This window comes from Paenibacillus sp. UNC496MF (assembly GCF_900113915.1).
GTDB classification, from domain to species: Bacteria; Bacillota; Bacilli; order Paenibacillales; family Paenibacillaceae; genus Paenibacillus_Z; species Paenibacillus_Z artemisiicola.
Map to the genome: position 1 here is coordinate 86120 of NZ_FORE01000019.1, position 15335 is coordinate 101454.

The window sequence follows — 15335 nt, forward strand, 5'->3', positions numbered from 1 at the left end:
TTTCAGAAGTCCGTCCCCCGTAAGATAAATATTATTCAGTTTCACAGTCCTCTCTCCTTCGATCGTTTTTCCTCCGTTTGCCGCTCCGGCCGCAACCGTTTCCGGTAGCTGAAGTAAAGACGGCTCATATTCCCCAGGAGCAAAACACCACAAACGAGCATGAAGGCGATCATCGACCATTGATAAACCTCGCTAAGGAACAGAGCGAGGAACCAGGAAGGAGCGCCTCCCCCGGCGAGCTTGATAATAAGCGGCACGAGCCCTTGCGGGAACGTCGCGAGCATACCGACGAACATGCACCCATAGAAAATGAGCTGAATCCGCGGGGACATCGATTTCGTGACTGCGTCGAACGTCGGCTTCGTATCGCCCGCCTCCGACTGCTGAGCAGCGCCCTCCTTCCCCCGCAGCATAAAGTTCAGCAGCTCGGGACCTTTCGCTTCGAGCCGTATATAGGCAAGCCGGCCGAATCCCCAATAATACAGCCAGCCAGTGGCGATGCCCGCCGGCACTCCCAACAACAGCAGCTCTTCCGATTCGAGAGCAGTCCCGAGCAGCAGCACGCCGAACGTCGGTGCAAGCAGGATAAGAGCCAGAACGAACAGCGACATGAATTGCCACCAGCCGACCGGATGGTCGAACAGATTGTTGCCGCGTTTATGCGCATCAATCATCGGCTCGAGCCGGTAAACCGAGTTGAGGACGACCAGTCCTCCCCCCGCTCCCAGGGCGGCGGCCGTCAGCGAGAGTGCAAAAGGAATGGTCCAATAGTGGCCGCTGATCGCAATCGCCGTAGCGGCCGCGAAAAATGCTACGGGTCCAACCATCAGCAGCCAGGCGAGCTGCCTGCCCCGGATGTCGTGCCGTTCGGCCGATGGCATTGTCAGCGTCATCCACAGCGCGCTTCCATCCGAGCCGAGTAGATTCGCCGTGGCACCTGTCGCCGTAACAATGAACAATACACCTGCCCACGGCAGCGCAAGGTATTCGCCGATCATAGCGGGATAGAGGCAAAGAAAGACGCTGTAGAAGAAGGAAAAGGACAGGTGTCCGATCCTCGTAAAGTCCCGCGTCCACGTCAGCAGCTCCTTACGCGCGACCGCCCCCGCCCGGGCTGGCGAATACGGCGTAGGAGCGGCCGGCCGCTCGGCGAAAGGCCGGCTTCTTCGCCGTTTTCACGGTGAGCCGCCTTGCCAGCAGCAGCCCCCAGCAGGCGCGAAGCAGCGCGATCAGGAGACACAGGCCGGCAAGCGCCATGGCCGCGAATCCCCACCGGCCTTCGTGAGCCGCGTTGACGGCGGCAAGTCCCCAGCCGGACGGCAGTATGTAGAGCGCCGCGGAGAAGACTTCCGGCAAGCCGGCGAACAGCCGTTCGAGATCAAGCTCCAGCAGCACCCAGCCGGACACGAAGAACGCCATGATCCCGCCCGTAACGAGCGAGCTGAGAGCCGCGGTTAAGGCCGATTTAGCGAACGCCCGAAAGGCGCCCGCGGCCGCCCTGGACAGCAACACGACGAAAACAAGCTGCAGAACGAGCGCCGGTACAGCGATGATAGCCGGTAGCGCGCCGAGCGGGAGCGCGTACAGAAACAGGGCGAGAAACGCAAGCAGGCTGATGACAGCCGGAATACCCGCGAACGCCGCGGCCAAAAGGCCAGAGGCAAGCTCGCGTGGCGTGACTGGCAGAAATCGGAAGTGCTCCGGCAGCAGCGTTTTATCCTCCCCTACAAAGACGATCGGACCGAGCATCCAGCCCAGAGTCCATACCCCGAACGCAAGCGCGAGCATATCGCTCTCCACCTGCCGCGAGGCATATTCGCCCAGACTGACAGCAATGGTTAGCGCCGCGGCGGTCAGGCCGAACAGAATGTCCCAGCCCATCTGCGCGAGCCGCGTACCGCGCAGCCCGTGGCGTATAACCGCCAACTTCATCCGGATCAGGACAGCAGCCAAGACAGCCCCTCCTTGCCTCCGGTCTCGCCTTCGACGAGCTCGACGAATCGTTTCTCCAGCTCCCTTCCTGCCCGTACCTGCTCCATCGGCCCTTCCGCCCGAACGCAGCCTTTGCTGATGACCGCCAGCGTATCGCATAGCTGCTCGACTGTAGCCATCACATGGCTGGAGAAGAGGACTGAGCCTCCGCTGTACACGAACCGGCGAAGAATGGTCTTAATCGTTGACGCCGAGACGGGATCGACCGCTTCGAGTGGCTCGTCGAGCACAAGCAGCTTCGGTCAAAAACCGGCTTATGTAAAGCTTCGCGAATGTGATTGTCTGCACCACAGAATCAGGTTTATCGAATCTCCCCGATTTATAGTACAAGCACGCGCTCCAGACTTCGACTTCGTTCTTTCCTAGTTAAGGATCGAATTCGTCTCCCTTCGCCCGTTATCCTGCAAAGCCGGCCGAAATTCGTATGAAGTAGGCTGTCCTGCCTTTACCACTCAATCATGTTCACTTCGCAAACGGGCACGCTCGCGTCCTTCGAGACCCGGAACGTTTTGATTTCGCACGGACCGAACGTTGTCTTGATCGTGCGTCCCCATTGCGGCAGCGTAATTGTGGCATCCGTCGCGACCTTCGAGGTTTCGTACAGCCGGATGATCAGATCGTCGCCATCCTCGCTGTTTTTCATCGCGCCCACAATGACGTTGTCTTTGTCCACGGACAGGAAGGAATTGATTTGTGGAAGTGCCCCATTATGATACGTCTCGATAACCGATACCGGACGCTGGATTAGCTCCTGCGCTCTCTTGATCGTACCGTCCCGGCCCATCCCCGCCCAGGCCGTGCCAAATGACGATATCGGTATCGGTAGATAGGATAAGTATTTTTGCTCCTCCCGTCAAAACGGCAGAGTGCCTTTTGTCTTTCAGCTTTTTGGGCGCAAGCAGCCGGAAGAGCTTGAACTTAGATGGCCGCAATAACCTGTTATCTGCGGAGTCACGCCTAGAAAGCCTGATCCGCTTAAGCACCTTCCGGGAAAAACTTGCCGTTATTTATGATACGGTTCACGGTAACATCTATGGAGCGAAATCAAAAAGCACCCGATTAGGTGCCTTATTGTTATTAACGTATTTTGAAAGTTGGGGTACGCGTTCACACTTTAAATCGATACCCCGCACCCCATACCGTCTCGATAAACTGCTGCTTCGCCGGGTCCTTCTGAATCTTGTCTCGTATCTTCCCGACGTGGACCGTGACCGTGGCGGAATCCCCGAAGTTATCGATACCCCACACCTTATCCAGCAGTTCCTCCTTGGAATAGACCCGATTCGGATTTTCCGCGAGGAAGAGCAACAAGTCGAATTCTTTGGCGGTCATCGTGATCTCTTGCCCGTTCAGCGTCACCCGTCTGGAATCGACCTGAATCGCAAGTCCGCGAAAGTTCAGCTCGCGCATCTTCCGGACAGATGAAGCGGCGCCTGCCGCGACCCCGGTCAACCTGTCATATCGTTCGAGGTGTGCCCTCACCCTCGCCACGAGTTCCGACGGACTGAACGGCTTCGTTACGTAATCATCCGCCCCTAAGCCGAGTCCCCGGATCTTGTCGATATCCTCCTTGCGGGCGGACACCATCAGCACCGGAATGAATTTCGTCACACGAATCCGCCGCAAAATGTCGAAGCCATCCATGCCCGGCAGCATGACGTCCAGGATAATAAGATCGTACGCTTGCTCCAACGCTTCTTCCAGCGCTTGTCGGCCGTCTGCCCGAAGAGTCACCTCATAGCCGTGTACCTCGAGGTAGTCCCGCTCCAGTTCTGCGATCGCTTGATCGTCCTCGATGATTAACACTTTCCGCTTCGTCATCTTCTTACTCTCTCCCGTCACGCTCGAGACTGATTCATCGGAATCGTAAACAACACCTTCATAGATTGCCCAAGCTCGCTTCTTGCGGTAATCGTCCCGCCATGAAACGCGACGATTTGCTTTACGATGGCCAAACCTATCCCGGAGCCCGCCACATTCTGATTCCGATCGGCATCCGCCCGATAGAAACGGTCGAAAATCCGCTCTAGCTCGCTCTGCTCCATGCCGGGACCGTTATCCCTCACCGCGATAACCCACGCCTCCGATTGCCGGCCGAAATACACATGGATATGCGGTTCCTTCTTATCCATAAACTTCACCGAGTTGCCGACGATGTTCAGGATGGCCCGCTTGACCTTCTGGGCATCCATTGTCGCGACAGCGTCCAATCCGGCCTCGTATTCGCCCGTCAGCCGTATGCCCGCGCTCTCGTATTCGATGTACAGTTCGCTCATGGTCTGCCGGTAGAACTCCTCCAGCGACACCGCATCGAAGTGGAACTTCTCTTGATCGAGGTCCAGCTTCGACAGCAGGAACAGGTCGTCGATCATCCGGTCCATGTCGAGCGTCTTCGTATAAATAACGTCGATATACTTCTTAAGCTTCTCCGGATCGTTCGCGATACCTTCCCGAATCCCCTCTACATATCCCTTAATCGAGGTGAGCGGCGTCTTCAGATCATGCGAAATATTCGAGATCAGCTCTTTGCGGTTCTCCTCCAGTGCCAGTTGCGCGCCGATGGATTGCTGGAGCTCACTGCGCATTTTCTCGTACGAGCGAATTACGCTGCCTACTTCGTTGCGGACCTTCGATTGCAGACTGAAGTTCAAATCCCCCTCCGCGATACAGCGGGAACCTTGTTCAAGCTGCCGCAGCGGCCTGACGATATCCTTCGTCGTTATCCAGATCAGCGGGACTAGAACGATCCCAAGTAAGATCGCAATGCCTAAGACCACAAAATATGGGAACCGACCGCCCTTCACCGACATCTCCGTCACGTCGATAATGAGGTAATACGTTAAGGGATCGTCAATCGCCGGAAAATCGTACCGCAGCGCGAGCAAGTCGCGTCCTTCCCACGAACTCACCGTGAACGCGCCATCCGTATGTTTTCCCGGCTTCGAAACGTCTTTCCGCAACTGCGCAAGAAACGTATCCTCTTCCTTGAGCGCGCCGTAGCTTTCCCATCGCTCGCCTTCCTGGACGACAAGGAAGCCCCCGAACGGCTGCAGTTGTTTCCCTAACAGGCTCGCAAATGCGGGGGAGACCAACTCCTCCGGCTTATACCGCTCCGCATAGCGCAAGTCCACGATCACATCGATGCCCCGTTGAAACGCCTCACGCGGGTTTTGATCCTTCACGATGCCCTTTGCGAAATACGAGACGACCCCCGTGACGAGCCCGATCCCCGTCACCGTGACGATCGCCGCGGTCAGCAATATGCCAATAATATACGTTAAGATGAGCTTCAGTCGAATGGACATCTATTAGATCTCTTTTCTTTGGAAGGCTAACAAGCCCAATATAGTGCCAATCATATAGTAGGCTATTATAAATAGCAACGCCGAGATTGACGCGCCGGCATCGCGTGCGTACAGAAGCGGCCTCACCCAGTCCGTGAAGTCGGTGACGAGGAAACGGCTCAGTTGCGGTTCGAGGAAACCGACGACACTCATCGCCAGCCACAGCACAACGCTGACCGCCAGCCCCACTCCGCCGCTTCCTGTCCATAAGGCCACGCAGTTAACCAGCACCATTAGTAATCCGCAGAAAAGAATCGCAGCGCCGAGTTCAGCCAAATTCGAACCCAGCTCGGAGAGTGCAGGCACACCCTGGAGTACCAGGCTTCCGATCAACGTCGGCACGAACACACTTAGCACGATCATAGCACCGGCTGCCCATCCTGCGAGCATTTTCCCCATGAAGAGGGACTCTCGGCTGACCGGCAGCTTTAGCGCATGCTTGATCGTACGGTCCTTAAATTCGCCGACCATAAGGTCGCTCCCTAACGACGCCATGAATAGGGGGAATACGATCCCAAGCAACAGTTCCAGCGTGGTTGACGGAAGGTTGTCGTCCAGCCCGATACGGTCGCCGATAAAGACGATGAAGACGCCGATCAGGAAGGCGAGCAGCAGCAGCACCTTCAGCTTCCCTCCACGGAGCAGCTTACGCAGCTCTTCCCCCGTGAGATAGTTCAATTGCGCGATCATGCTACTCCGCTCCTTTCCTGCCCAATACCGTGCAAATAGTATTCTTCTACACTAGGGAACGATTCCCGAATCTGTACGACGCTCGCGGTACCGACATGCCGCCCTTCGAAGATGATGCATACATGCGTGATCCAATCCACGATATCGCGCACTTGATGCGACGAGACGATAATGCTCATACCCGTCTCGGCTACGAGACCGCGCAATATCGCGGCCATCTCCCGCCGACCCTCAATGTCCATGCCCGAGAACGGTTCGTCGAGCAGCAGCAGCTTCGGCCGGTGGAGCAGCGCGCTAGCGAGCTCAATCCGCTGTTTCATGCCGGTGGAGTACTTTTTGATCTTGAGCCCGTGGTGCTTCGACATTCCCACAAGCTCTATCGTTTGCCGAATACGTGCTTCATCGATGCCTGGGTACAGCTTGTGATAGAGTCTCAAATACTCATAACCCGTGAGATAAGGGTACGGCGTCGGCTCGCCAATCATCAAGCCCATGTACGGCCTCGTCTGCTCGGGCAGGTCGGCGACGGAGGCGCCATCCAAACGTGCATTCCCGCGGTCGCTCTCGATCCACCCGGCCATCGCTTGCAGCGCTGTCGTCTTTCCGGCACCGTTCGGTCCTAATAAGGCGACAACCTCACCGGGAAGTACGGTGAGATTGAGCCCTTGGATACCGCGGCCGCCGGGGTAGACCTTAGACAAATCGTTCACTTCGAACATAAGACAGGTCCTCCCGTTATCGTGATGTTAGCCGCGATCGTCGAACGTTGCTGCGTCGATGATTTCAATATTCTTGCCGGCAGGGTCGTACATGTCCGGCGTCGTTGCGTTAATGCCGCTGATGTCTCCTGCGCCTTCGATTTCCACCGTGTGGGCGGTACCCGCTTCGTCCTTGCCGCTTACTTCAAGCTCACCATGCACGCTCTTAAGCTCGTTATTCGCATTCACCGTGAACTGGAGCATCACGTGCTCAATCGCGAAGTCTTCCGTCAGCTCTGGTATTTGCTCTTCAAGGTTGATGTCCTCAAGACCTTGGAAGAAAGGAAGCTGCTTGATCCGTTCCCATTCTGCCGGCACTTCCTCCGTATGCTTGCGTTCTACCCTGTCCTTAGACTCTGCCGCGTCCATCAGCAGGCGAATCGGAAGGGGAATGTCCTTCTCTTCAATGTCCGCCGTAATCGTCTTCGAGCCGTCCGCATGGTTAGCCACACTGAAGTTATTCTTTAGGTCGCCCACCATGAAATCGAGGAGCACTTCTTCCTCTTTGCTCATCGAGCGGTCATGGAAGTCGCCCTCATGGGACCGCACGCGGTGCTTGCCGGCGTTCTCCTTGTCAATGTTAATCACCTGATAGTTCAAATCATGCGTGCGGTCGACCATATAAATGCTTTCAACGCCGTTGCTGTACAGACTGCCGCTGCGCGCGACGCCCATGATGGTGAAGTCGAAGTCGCTGCTCACGATGTGTCCGTCTTCCGCGTCCGCCACCTTTGCATTACCGTCCGCGGCCAGCACTGACTTGCCATCTACCGTCACGGTGAAGTTCCCGTTCATCGTCGCGCTCTCGAAAGCTTTGCCCGACAATTGGTTCTCCTTCAGCACCTCTTTGAAAGAGTTATACCCCTCCGTATTCGGGGTGTACGCGAACGCCGTCGCCGAAAATAACGTCACAGCAGCCGCCGCGCCGCCGATCATCAACCATTGGTTTCTCTTCTTCATTTCATCCTCGCTCCTTTAAGATTGCATGGTCTCTCTTGCTTACAACCTTAGTCTAAAGGAGGAGTCTAAACTCCCTCGAAACCAATTCGAAAATATTTCTAAATTGTGGGCATGCTTGCAAAAACAAAAAGAGGGGATTGCTCTTCTCAAGCAAAGCCCCTCGCATCTGCTGTCTCTCGCCAGCATGCTTATTAAGCAATAAACAACATATCGTATCAAAGTAAGTACAGACTGTCCGCCGAGGAAAAGATGCACTCGGTGCGCCTTAGTGACAGGTTGGCATGAACGCACCGAATGTCGGGGGCGGCGGATGGGAGTAAGGGTTATAACAAGTATATTGTTAGCCTCAGCGGGATTAAATCCTGGTTATTATAAAAGAAATACCGCAGTAGATTATTGATTCTACTGCGACATTTGTTCTTTACGTTTAATTTCTCTTCTTGAATACGCGCACCGCGAAGAAATAAGCGACTACTAGTATCCCTGAGCACCATGCAAGAGCGATCCAGATCTCATTGCCGACCTGTTGATTCGATAATAATGCGCGAATGGTCTCTACGATCGAGGCCACTGGCTGATTCTCTGCGAAGGACCGTACGACCGCCGGCATCGATTCGGTCGGAACGAACGCCGAGCTGATAAACGGCAGGAAGATTAGCGGATAGGAGAATGCGGTAGCGCCTTCCATCGAATTAGCGGCTAGTCCGGCAATCGCCGCGACGTCAAGCGCATTGACCAAGGAGCGATTGGGCTGGTTGCCCATGCACCCCGCATTGATTCCTGATCTTGAAGAAGGTCATTATTTTCACAAGTGAACGGCTATCCTTCTGTTCCCGCATGCGCTTCGGTTGCCAAATCTGACGGTACATCCCCTCTTCTATCCGAATCACGATTCATCCATTGGAGAGATCCTGCGAATAAGCGAGCATTCGTGAGAAAACCGCATCGTATCGAGGGAGTTTAATGACCCTTTATTTAGATCGTTGAGTTTGAGAAGATACCTTGCGCTTTAGTTGAAGAATTGCCGTAACTCCTGCGCCACCAGATCCGGCTTGCCGCCTCTGTTGGCATTGCTGACATCGCATGCTCCGCCATGATCAAGTCCGGGAAACTCTACTCGTTTGGCATTTGGAAGCCCTTTCTCCAAAGCAACGAGCACAGGCTTCAAGTACGACAAGCCTCTATTGCCGCCGAGTAACAGCGATTCGATTCTTAAAGACATAAATCGATCCAGCTTCCCCGTCATCTCAACGAGCAATCGCCCGTCATAATGAAGCGTCGGAGCCAGCATTCTCATGGTTACATCGCCTTTCTTCGCCTTTTTGTCCTCGCTATCCATCATCTTGTTCGTCATGGATTCGAGTAGACGGCGAGGGATGGCATTAAGCACCATTCCGCCAAGCTGCAGCCCTTTCAAGCAAGTCACGAGAGCGGCGGCTGTCTTGCCTTGCGCGATCTCTTGGTCATACCGAGTTAACCATGCCGTCCGTGCCGAGTTCGTCAGCAGCGCGGGTTCGTAGAGAGCGATCTTGCGAATTGCGGGCAAGGCGAGCGCTGCTTCGAGCGCGATAAGCCCCCCCGAGCTGATCCCGAATACATACGAGGCACCTGTTCGAGCAAGGAGTGCTTCTAAATCTTCGACTTCCTTCCGAATACCGTAATCTTCACCGAAGGGTCCGCTTAGACCGCGACCTCGGCGGTCAGGAACGTAGACCGTGAACGCGCCCCTAACCTAGCCGATTGGCACACCAGAGCATGCCCCTTCACAAAATTTCTTGGAATTCCGATCCTTGTACGCAAAATCGTCGTGACCAGACTGGTATCAGAACACTAGACTGTTCTTATACTGCCTCGTCCAGGCAATCGCCTTCATGCTGTTCGGATGGTCGGCCATAATGAGAATTTCATTGTCCTGATTGGGCTCGGCCATCGTGTACGTCTCATCGATCATGGCGAAATTTCGCAGGCCGCGTGTGATCGGATGATCAACTGCGGTAAGGTCGTAGCGCACCGTCTGTTCCCAGTAATATTTGAAACTACGGTTGCCGACTCTGGCCACATCCATCCACAGTTCCCAATTGCGGTAATTCAAGATGGCATCGTGCTTATTTTCGCATGCGCAAATTCCTATCTCCCAGCAACCGACTTAATAAAAACGACAGTCGATTGTAAAATCGACTGCCGTGGTATTTCCATATTCAGCTATCGTGTCTCGTTAGTTCAATAAAAAAGTCTGTTCCTGACATTTCGTCAAGTCCAGGCTTGATCTATTTATTACAGTTTTACAACATTTTCAGCTTGAGGTCCTCGTTGACCCTGGACAACATTGAAATCAACACGTTGCCCTTCGTCCAAAGATTTATATCCTTCGCCTTGAATAGCAGAAAAATGAACGAATACATCGTCGCCAGTTTCCCTTTGAATGAAGCCAAAACCTTTTTCCGCATTAAACCATTTGACAGTACCTGTTTCCATTAATTTACAACCTCCAAAGTTTAAACATTATGCCCCAACAAAGTGGGCTATTCATTAGTATATCCTATAGAAAACGAAAATATTGTTGGAATTTGTCTAAAAAATGATGGTGTTCTAAAAAGTTCTAGCACCTAAAATTCTAAAATTTGTGGTCTACTTACATTTACTGATTTTGTGCTCGACTGTTCGTTGAACAATCCCTAGATGTAAATGTAACCTGCCTTCGTTGCATCGTGTTCACGACGTCTTCCTAAAAAGCAAGAAGCGGTGGTACAGGTATCCCCTAATCGGTCTATCATCAACCTATATTTTTTGTTTCTCCTTCATAACCTCTTTGGACTTTTCAAGCTCAAAGCTTTTCAAGGATCTTGCAAATCGTTTGAGTGAAGCCACTTGGTTTCTTCTACAAGTTCCTCGGCACTCACCAGTGCCTTGAGTAATGCTATTTGGAAATTAGGAGCATTGGATCAAATCTGTTCATCGTATCATCTCTAACAGAGCTGTCTTCCTAATTTAATGGGAGCGTATACTTATTTCTAATGCTCTGTTAAAAAATACTTGAGGGAGCTTTTTAATAAGAGGTTTATAATTAGTATATCTACCTTCAAGAGGGGGCATCGTCATGTGTGGACGGTATACGATTAATGTAACGCTTGAAGAGCTTATGCAGATCTTCTTGGTTGAGCAATCTAATTATCCGCTAAAGCCTAATTATAACGTTGCACCTACTCAAACTGTTCCGGTAATTCTTCAGGAAGAAGGAAAGCGTGTTCTTGAAGGATTTCATTGGGGATTGGTACCCTTTTGGGCGAAGGATAAAAAAGTAGGATTTAAAATGATTAACGCCCGAGCAGAAACCGTTGCTGAAAAACCAGCTTTCGGACGATTATTGAAAAGTCAACGTGTCATTATCCCGGCAGATGGATTTTACGAATGGAGAAAAGATGGGAAAGAGAAACAGCCGTTTAGGTTTCAGCTGAAAGACAAGTCGACGTTTGGGTTCGCAGGGCTCTGGGATGAATGGACTCAACCGAACGGAGAAAAACTACGGAGCTGCACCATTATTACGACGACTCCAAACGCATTTGTTGAAGACGTTCATGACCGCATGCCGGTTATTCTTGAACGGGATACAGTGGAAGCTTGGCTTGATCCTCAAACCAACAAAGAGCTTCTGCAGAATTTCCTTGTTCCTTATCCTGCGGATAAAATGATACGCTACCCGGTTTCGAAAGATGTAGGGAATGTCAAGAATAACGGGGCAGACTTACTCGAAGAGGTTGCATTGAATTCTAAATGAAATAAAAGGGTGTCAGCGGAAGCTGGCACCTTTTCTTTTGCGTAGCTGCCGAACTTTTATCTGCATGACACGGGAGTGCCGGCGAACACGACATCGGCGTCGATTCGCTCACGGGCGTCATGAACATCGTTTACTACAGCAACCAGGTGAATGGGTTCGAGCCTCGACGTCTACGTCGCATGCTCCATCGCGGCACGACTTTCACGTACACGCACATCTCGAGCCAGTAGTTCAACCCGAACGGCAACTCTCCGGTGCCTGTGCCACTGATTGGCAACGTGGGCTGCTGGGTGATTATATCGGTGTATGGATGTCGACACAGCCGTTAGGAACGCAAACTATTTGGTTGGCTTCCTTTAAAATTATTACATCGTCCACAATACTTCGTGGAAAGTAACGACGTGCTACCTCCCCTGTGTTTGAAGAACTTATCGTATAGAAGAACCTGCTGAATCTGAGGAACCTTTTTTAGCGAGTAATATCAACGAATTCATTGATCGGAACATCCGTATGCCGTATCCCTCGCCGCAGTTCCGCTTTGCGTACGATATCCGGGTACATATCCTGCAGATACGATTCCGATCGCGACAGTAAGTAATGCTCGGAGATCATCCAGATCCCGTTCACCGGTCCGTCGCCTTCCGCGACTTCGACTTCTGATATAAAGCCATTTCCATTGGTAGTAACCTGAAAAGCGACCCCATAATAAGGTGGCAGGTTATATAATAATTTGCTTACAATTTGAATCGGGACTGAAAAGGAGTGCCTCCGCTGAACTAGCACCTAAACACCACACCAAGCCATCTAATGGCGGGCGCCTTCACCGTTGCGTATATCCTTGAACGCGATGAGAACGGATTAATTACTCAAATCTGCCCTTATGATTTGCCGTCACGGTAGTCCGACAGTATTCGAAGCAACGTTTCCTACATCTGCGAAGGAACGGGACTTGAATGGCTCCGATACCTGTGCGAAATACTCCCCAAACTTAATCGAGAGCTGCGTCTTTGCGACGTCCCTGGTCATCCCAAAGGTATCCTCGAAACCCCGACAAACGATGTGATAGCTAAGTACCAATTCCTTTTGTTCGCCTTCCCACCATTTGATATTTGCTTTCCGCAGCTGCATCCGAATATTCTTTAGATCGGCAAGTACTAAATCAAGCAACCGATCAGCTGCTTTAAGGAATATCGGACGCAGTAGATTCCTCGAGTTTTCTATTTGCTTCCGGTTAAAATCAATCATCTCGAGCATCTTGATCAATATGATGTTGTCTCTGACGAGACTGCGCTCTTCAGTCGTGATCATTCTTGCAAATTTATCCTGCATAGCGATGCACCAATTTAAACGCCAAAATATTTTTAATAAAGAACACGCGTGGCCCTTTTGACGTCAAGCAATACGCCCGGATCTGACCGTCAGACACTGCTTTTACTTCAATATCTCGCTGTGTAATCTGGCCGCGCCGATCAACGTAGACAATCCGTAATGTGTGTCCTTTATAATTTTCGAGTTTCAACGCAATCCCCTCCCGTTGCGAACGTATGATCTTATTATAACCAGAACACATGTTTGTCATGCAAGAGGTATTTTTATGGAAAGTGTCATCCTTGTGCCCTTCTCGAAAATCCAGGAACGTTTAACCCGCTCCATAGGTACGAGAGGGGTAACTACTGCAGATGGATACAGCGCGCCCACCGGAACGAATCCATATACAAGGTTGTGCACCGATCGCTTCTGTAATAAGCCAAAGTTGAGATTTTGACTGTTGTATTGTTGGGAATCAGAAAAGCCGACCCACCGTAATGACTTACGGCGTGATAGGCTGAGCTTTATCGCTCAAAAAGTTGCCGGAAAATGCAGTAAGGATCCTGCATTTGTCAAGATCGATTCGACGGATCAAATTTGAGTATACAAATTTTGTTTTAAATGTATGATAAAAGATGTCACGATTCACTTTGCGATATGTCCTACATATCGCCTTTTTTATTTTATCGACCAATCTTATGTCTTTCGTCGGTCATGACAAACTAACTTACAATGGCCTGGCTTAAGATTTTGTTTCGTTTCGCTGTCTCATTAAAGAAACGGTTGAATCTCGAACACCTCTTAGAATCTATGGGATAGGAATTAGCCTTAAAGAAGAGTGGCCTCCGATTACTTTCTTAGAAGACAATAAAAGAATATAATAGTATATAATAGTAAACCAAAGAATATCGAGGAATAAACATTCAAGGAAGTGGTCGAATGGTGATTATCAAAGTCAAAGAAGTGCCACAAGCTAAGGCTCATTTAATGGAACGTGTACGTAGGGCTTGGCGTATCTAATTGGTTTGTCTAATTCCTTGTGGGCTTATAGCCCGACGGTAGAAGAAAGACTATATGACTCGAACAGGCAAAAACAACTGGACATTAAGTCCGCACTTAAAATCCATTCATGATTGAGAATCAATCACCCTGCTACTGGTGGAAGGAAACCTCTTCAAAAGTGGCGAGTAGTGTGAACAGGAGGCGATCTACATGTTCAGCGTAGGCCAAGAGCTCTACCTTGAGACCGATCTTAAACGCGCCAAGCTTGCGCAGCTGCCGGTCATGGTAAAGTACGATGACGGCGAGATAGCTGACTACGGCGGCCCTATTCAGGAGCTCAATAAAGATGCCGTCAAAATCAACGGCATGTACTATACAAAAGCCACTTGCCGGTTCTACGTCCGGTAAGCGGCTTTGATTAACTTTCTCCAGTAAAATAAATTAATGATGCGCTGCTCCCCATACATCTGAATTATTACCAGTCATGTCCAGTAAAATTTCCATCGCATATCCTCCATTTTCTCAAAAAAACTCCGAAAAATAAGCAGGGTATCTGCTTGTTTTTCGGTGTTTCCGAAATGTCTTTGCCTATTGGCTATATATGGATACTATCATGCTCTTGCAGAAGCTTCAAGCGAGTTGTATTGGTAAACAACATAACTCTTTTCACATATGTTGATTTTCAATTATAGTTTTATTTGATCCATACATCCTCCTTATTGAAAGGGTAATAATTCCATTGCGTTTATGATTGTCATCGGAAACTACATAAGGAACTTGATGTTGGAGATTTTTTACCTTACCTCCTCTTCAAGGATGCTGAGGAGTCCCTAGAATGAATTACCTCTTTATTTCCTTACCTGCTGCAGCTGCATTTGGTTTTTGGATTGGAGGCTATATTAATCACATATCAGTTCGATTTGCAGAAAAGCCGAGCTCTCCTCCACCCTATTCATTGATGATCCGATTCATATTGGCCGTTTGCCTTTGCTTATGTGTTTGTTCGATTCATAATTTTGCTGAGTGGTTTATCGCCATTCCTTTTGCTATTGTCTTAGTCGTAATCTGCTTCATTGATTTACGTCACAAAGTCATACCTGACATAGTGACGCTGCCTGGTATTCTAATCGCTATGACACTTCGACTATGCATACACCCGCTTCCTTTATTAAACTATGTCTTGGCAGCCTTCGTTGGAGCGGGAGTCTTTTACCTAATAGCCCTTTTCATGCAGTTAACCTCGAGAAGAGATTCGATTGGCGGCGGTGATATTAAGATGCTGGCTATGACCGGCATCGTGCTCGGACTAAAGTTAAGCATCCTCTCTGTGTTACTTTTCAGTTTTGCAGGGTTTATTGCCGGCTTGTATCTTCTCGTGACGAAGAAACACGGCCAAGAATTAATTGTTCCGTTCGGTCCTTTCATTGCTGTCGCATCACTCGTTAGTTATTTATGGGGATCCTCATTTCTTAATTGGAGCTTACACTCGATGCTATAGAAGTTACA

The 15335-nt window shown here is 50.7% G+C and carries 16 protein-coding genes and 2 pseudogenes; 3 read left to right on the forward strand and 15 right to left on the reverse strand.

Annotated elements, in window-relative coordinates:
- Positions 1–41 precede the first annotated feature (41 nt).
- The 13 genes and pseudogenes from BMZ79_RS29410 to BMZ79_RS29475 form a co-directional block, all read right to left on the reverse strand.
- The gene (locus BMZ79_RS29410; protein WP_218154827.1) at positions 42–998 is read right to left on the reverse strand and encodes a hypothetical protein; all 957 of its coding nucleotides are present in this window, start codon (positions 996–998) and stop codon (positions 42–44) included.
- A 91-nt stretch (positions 999–1089) separates the two neighbouring features.
- The gene (locus tag BMZ79_RS29415) at positions 1090–1953 is read right to left on the reverse strand and encodes a hypothetical protein (protein WP_090647671.1); all 864 of its coding nucleotides are present in this window, start codon (positions 1951–1953) and stop codon (positions 1090–1092) included.
- Positions 1938–2222, reverse strand: a complete 285-nt coding sequence (locus tag BMZ79_RS35400) for an ATP-binding cassette domain-containing protein (protein ID WP_090647673.1) — start codon at positions 2220–2222, stop codon at positions 1938–1940. The genes BMZ79_RS29415 and BMZ79_RS35400 overlap by 16 nt, the downstream gene beginning before the upstream one ends.
- Positions 2223–2437: 215 nt before the next feature.
- Positions 2438–2776 (reverse strand): glycosyl hydrolase-related protein, encoded by a 339-nt coding sequence (locus BMZ79_RS29425; RefSeq protein ID WP_143089154.1) that lies wholly within the window; start codon positions 2774–2776, stop codon positions 2438–2440.
- Positions 2777–3099: 323 nt separating this feature from the next.
- Complete coding sequence (locus BMZ79_RS29430; RefSeq protein WP_090647846.1) at positions 3100–3813, reverse strand: response regulator transcription factor; 714 nt, start codon at positions 3811–3813, stop codon at positions 3100–3102.
- 17 nt (positions 3814–3830) lie between these two features.
- Entirely contained in the window at positions 3831–5252 is a 1422-nt protein-coding gene (locus BMZ79_RS29435) for a sensor histidine kinase (protein ID WP_218154828.1), read from the reverse strand.
- Positions 5253–5300: 48 nt separating this feature from the next.
- Positions 5301–6026, reverse strand: a complete 726-nt coding sequence (locus tag BMZ79_RS29440; protein ID WP_090647681.1) for an ABC transporter permease — start codon at positions 6024–6026, stop codon at positions 5301–5303.
- Complete coding sequence (locus BMZ79_RS29445) at positions 6023–6745, reverse strand: ABC transporter ATP-binding protein (protein WP_090647683.1); 723 nt, start codon at positions 6743–6745, stop codon at positions 6023–6025. Before BMZ79_RS29445 ends, BMZ79_RS29440 begins: the two co-directional genes overlap by 4 nt.
- A 27-nt stretch (positions 6746–6772) precedes the next feature.
- The gene (locus tag BMZ79_RS29450) at positions 6773–7744 is read right to left on the reverse strand and encodes a hypothetical protein (protein ID WP_090647686.1); all 972 of its coding nucleotides are present in this window, start codon (positions 7742–7744) and stop codon (positions 6773–6775) included.
- Between the two features lie 427 nt (positions 7745–8171).
- Positions 8172–8465 (reverse strand): annotated as a pseudogene (locus BMZ79_RS29455) (ABC transporter permease); the annotation flags it as partial.
- Positions 8466–8753: 288 nt separating this feature from the next.
- Positions 8754–9455, reverse strand: a pseudogene (locus tag BMZ79_RS29465) (alpha/beta fold hydrolase); the annotation flags it as partial.
- A 111-nt stretch (positions 9456–9566) separates the two neighbouring features.
- Positions 9567–9809, reverse strand: a complete 243-nt coding sequence (locus BMZ79_RS29470) for a ThuA domain-containing protein (protein WP_218154829.1) — start codon at positions 9807–9809, stop codon at positions 9567–9569.
- Positions 9810–10018: 209 nt separating this feature from the next.
- The gene (locus BMZ79_RS29475) at positions 10019–10219 is read right to left on the reverse strand and encodes a cold-shock protein (protein ID WP_090647694.1); all 201 of its coding nucleotides are present in this window, start codon (positions 10217–10219) and stop codon (positions 10019–10021) included.
- A 622-nt stretch (positions 10220–10841) separates the two neighbouring features.
- On the opposite strand from BMZ79_RS29475, the gene BMZ79_RS29480 reads away from it, so the two are divergent.
- Positions 10842–11519: an SOS response-associated peptidase gene (locus BMZ79_RS29480; protein ID WP_090647697.1), complete on the forward strand. Its 678-nt coding sequence runs from the start codon at positions 10842–10844 to the stop codon at positions 11517–11519.
- Positions 11520–12410: 891 nt separating this feature from the next.
- On the opposite strand, the gene BMZ79_RS29485 is transcribed toward BMZ79_RS29480, so the two are convergent.
- Both BMZ79_RS29485 and BMZ79_RS29490 read right to left on the reverse strand, forming a co-directional pair.
- Entirely contained in the window at positions 12411–12848 is a 438-nt protein-coding gene (locus BMZ79_RS29485; RefSeq protein WP_256253220.1) for a YhjD family protein, read from the reverse strand.
- Positions 12838–13038 (reverse strand): hypothetical protein, encoded by a 201-nt coding sequence (locus BMZ79_RS29490; protein ID WP_256253221.1) that lies wholly within the window; start codon positions 13036–13038, stop codon positions 12838–12840. The genes BMZ79_RS29485 and BMZ79_RS29490 overlap by 11 nt, the downstream gene beginning before the upstream one ends.
- A 1001-nt stretch (positions 13039–14039) precedes the next feature.
- Here BMZ79_RS29490 and BMZ79_RS29495 point away from each other — a divergent pair.
- Both BMZ79_RS29495 and BMZ79_RS29500 read left to right on the forward strand, forming a co-directional pair.
- A complete protein-coding gene (locus BMZ79_RS29495; protein ID WP_090647702.1) occupies positions 14040–14237 on the forward strand; it encodes a hypothetical protein in 198 nt (65 codons plus the stop codon).
- A 427-nt stretch (positions 14238–14664) separates the two neighbouring features.
- Positions 14665–15327 (forward strand): prepilin peptidase, encoded by a 663-nt coding sequence (locus tag BMZ79_RS29500; protein ID WP_090647705.1) that lies wholly within the window; start codon positions 14665–14667, stop codon positions 15325–15327.
- Positions 15328–15335: the final 8 nt, after the last annotated feature.

Excerpts from the sequence above, each read along its gene's own strand:
- BMZ79_RS29410 (WP_218154827.1), bottom strand. The coding sequence starts at position 998 with ATGATCGGCGAATACCTTGCGCTGCCGTGGGCAGGTGTATTGTTCATT.
- BMZ79_RS29425 (WP_143089154.1), bottom strand. The coding sequence starts at position 2,776 with ATGGGCCGGGACGGTACGATCAAGAGAGCGCAGGAGCTAATCCAGCGT.
- BMZ79_RS29430 (WP_090647846.1), bottom strand. The coding sequence starts at position 3,813 with ATGACGAAGCGGAAAGTGTTAATCATCGAGGACGATCAAGCGATCGCA.
- BMZ79_RS29440 (WP_090647681.1), bottom strand. The coding sequence starts at position 6,026 with ATGATCGCGCAATTGAACTATCTCACGGGGGAAGAGCTGCGTAAGCTG.
- BMZ79_RS29445 (WP_090647683.1), bottom strand. The coding sequence starts at position 6,745 with ATGTTCGAAGTGAACGATTTGTCTAAGGTCTACCCCGGCGGCCGCGGT.
- BMZ79_RS29450 (WP_090647686.1), bottom strand. The coding sequence starts at position 7,744 with ATGAAGAAGAGAAACCAATGGTTGATGATCGGCGGCGCGGCGGCTGCT.
- BMZ79_RS29470 (WP_218154829.1), bottom strand. The coding sequence starts at position 9,809 with ATGGATGTGGCCAGAGTCGGCAACCGTAGTTTCAAATATTACTGGGAA.
- BMZ79_RS29475 (WP_090647694.1), bottom strand. The coding sequence starts at position 10,219 with ATGGAAACAGGTACTGTCAAATGGTTTAATGCGGAAAAAGGTTTTGGC.
- BMZ79_RS29480 (WP_090647697.1), top strand. The coding sequence starts at position 10,842 with ATGTGTGGACGGTATACGATTAATGTAACGCTTGAAGAGCTTATGCAG.
- BMZ79_RS29485 (WP_256253220.1), bottom strand. The coding sequence starts at position 12,848 with ATGCAGGATAAATTTGCAAGAATGATCACGACTGAAGAGCGCAGTCTC.
- BMZ79_RS29495 (WP_090647702.1), top strand. The coding sequence starts at position 14,040 with ATGTTCAGCGTAGGCCAAGAGCTCTACCTTGAGACCGATCTTAAACGC.
- BMZ79_RS29500 (WP_090647705.1), top strand. The coding sequence starts at position 14,665 with ATGAATTACCTCTTTATTTCCTTACCTGCTGCAGCTGCATTTGGTTTT.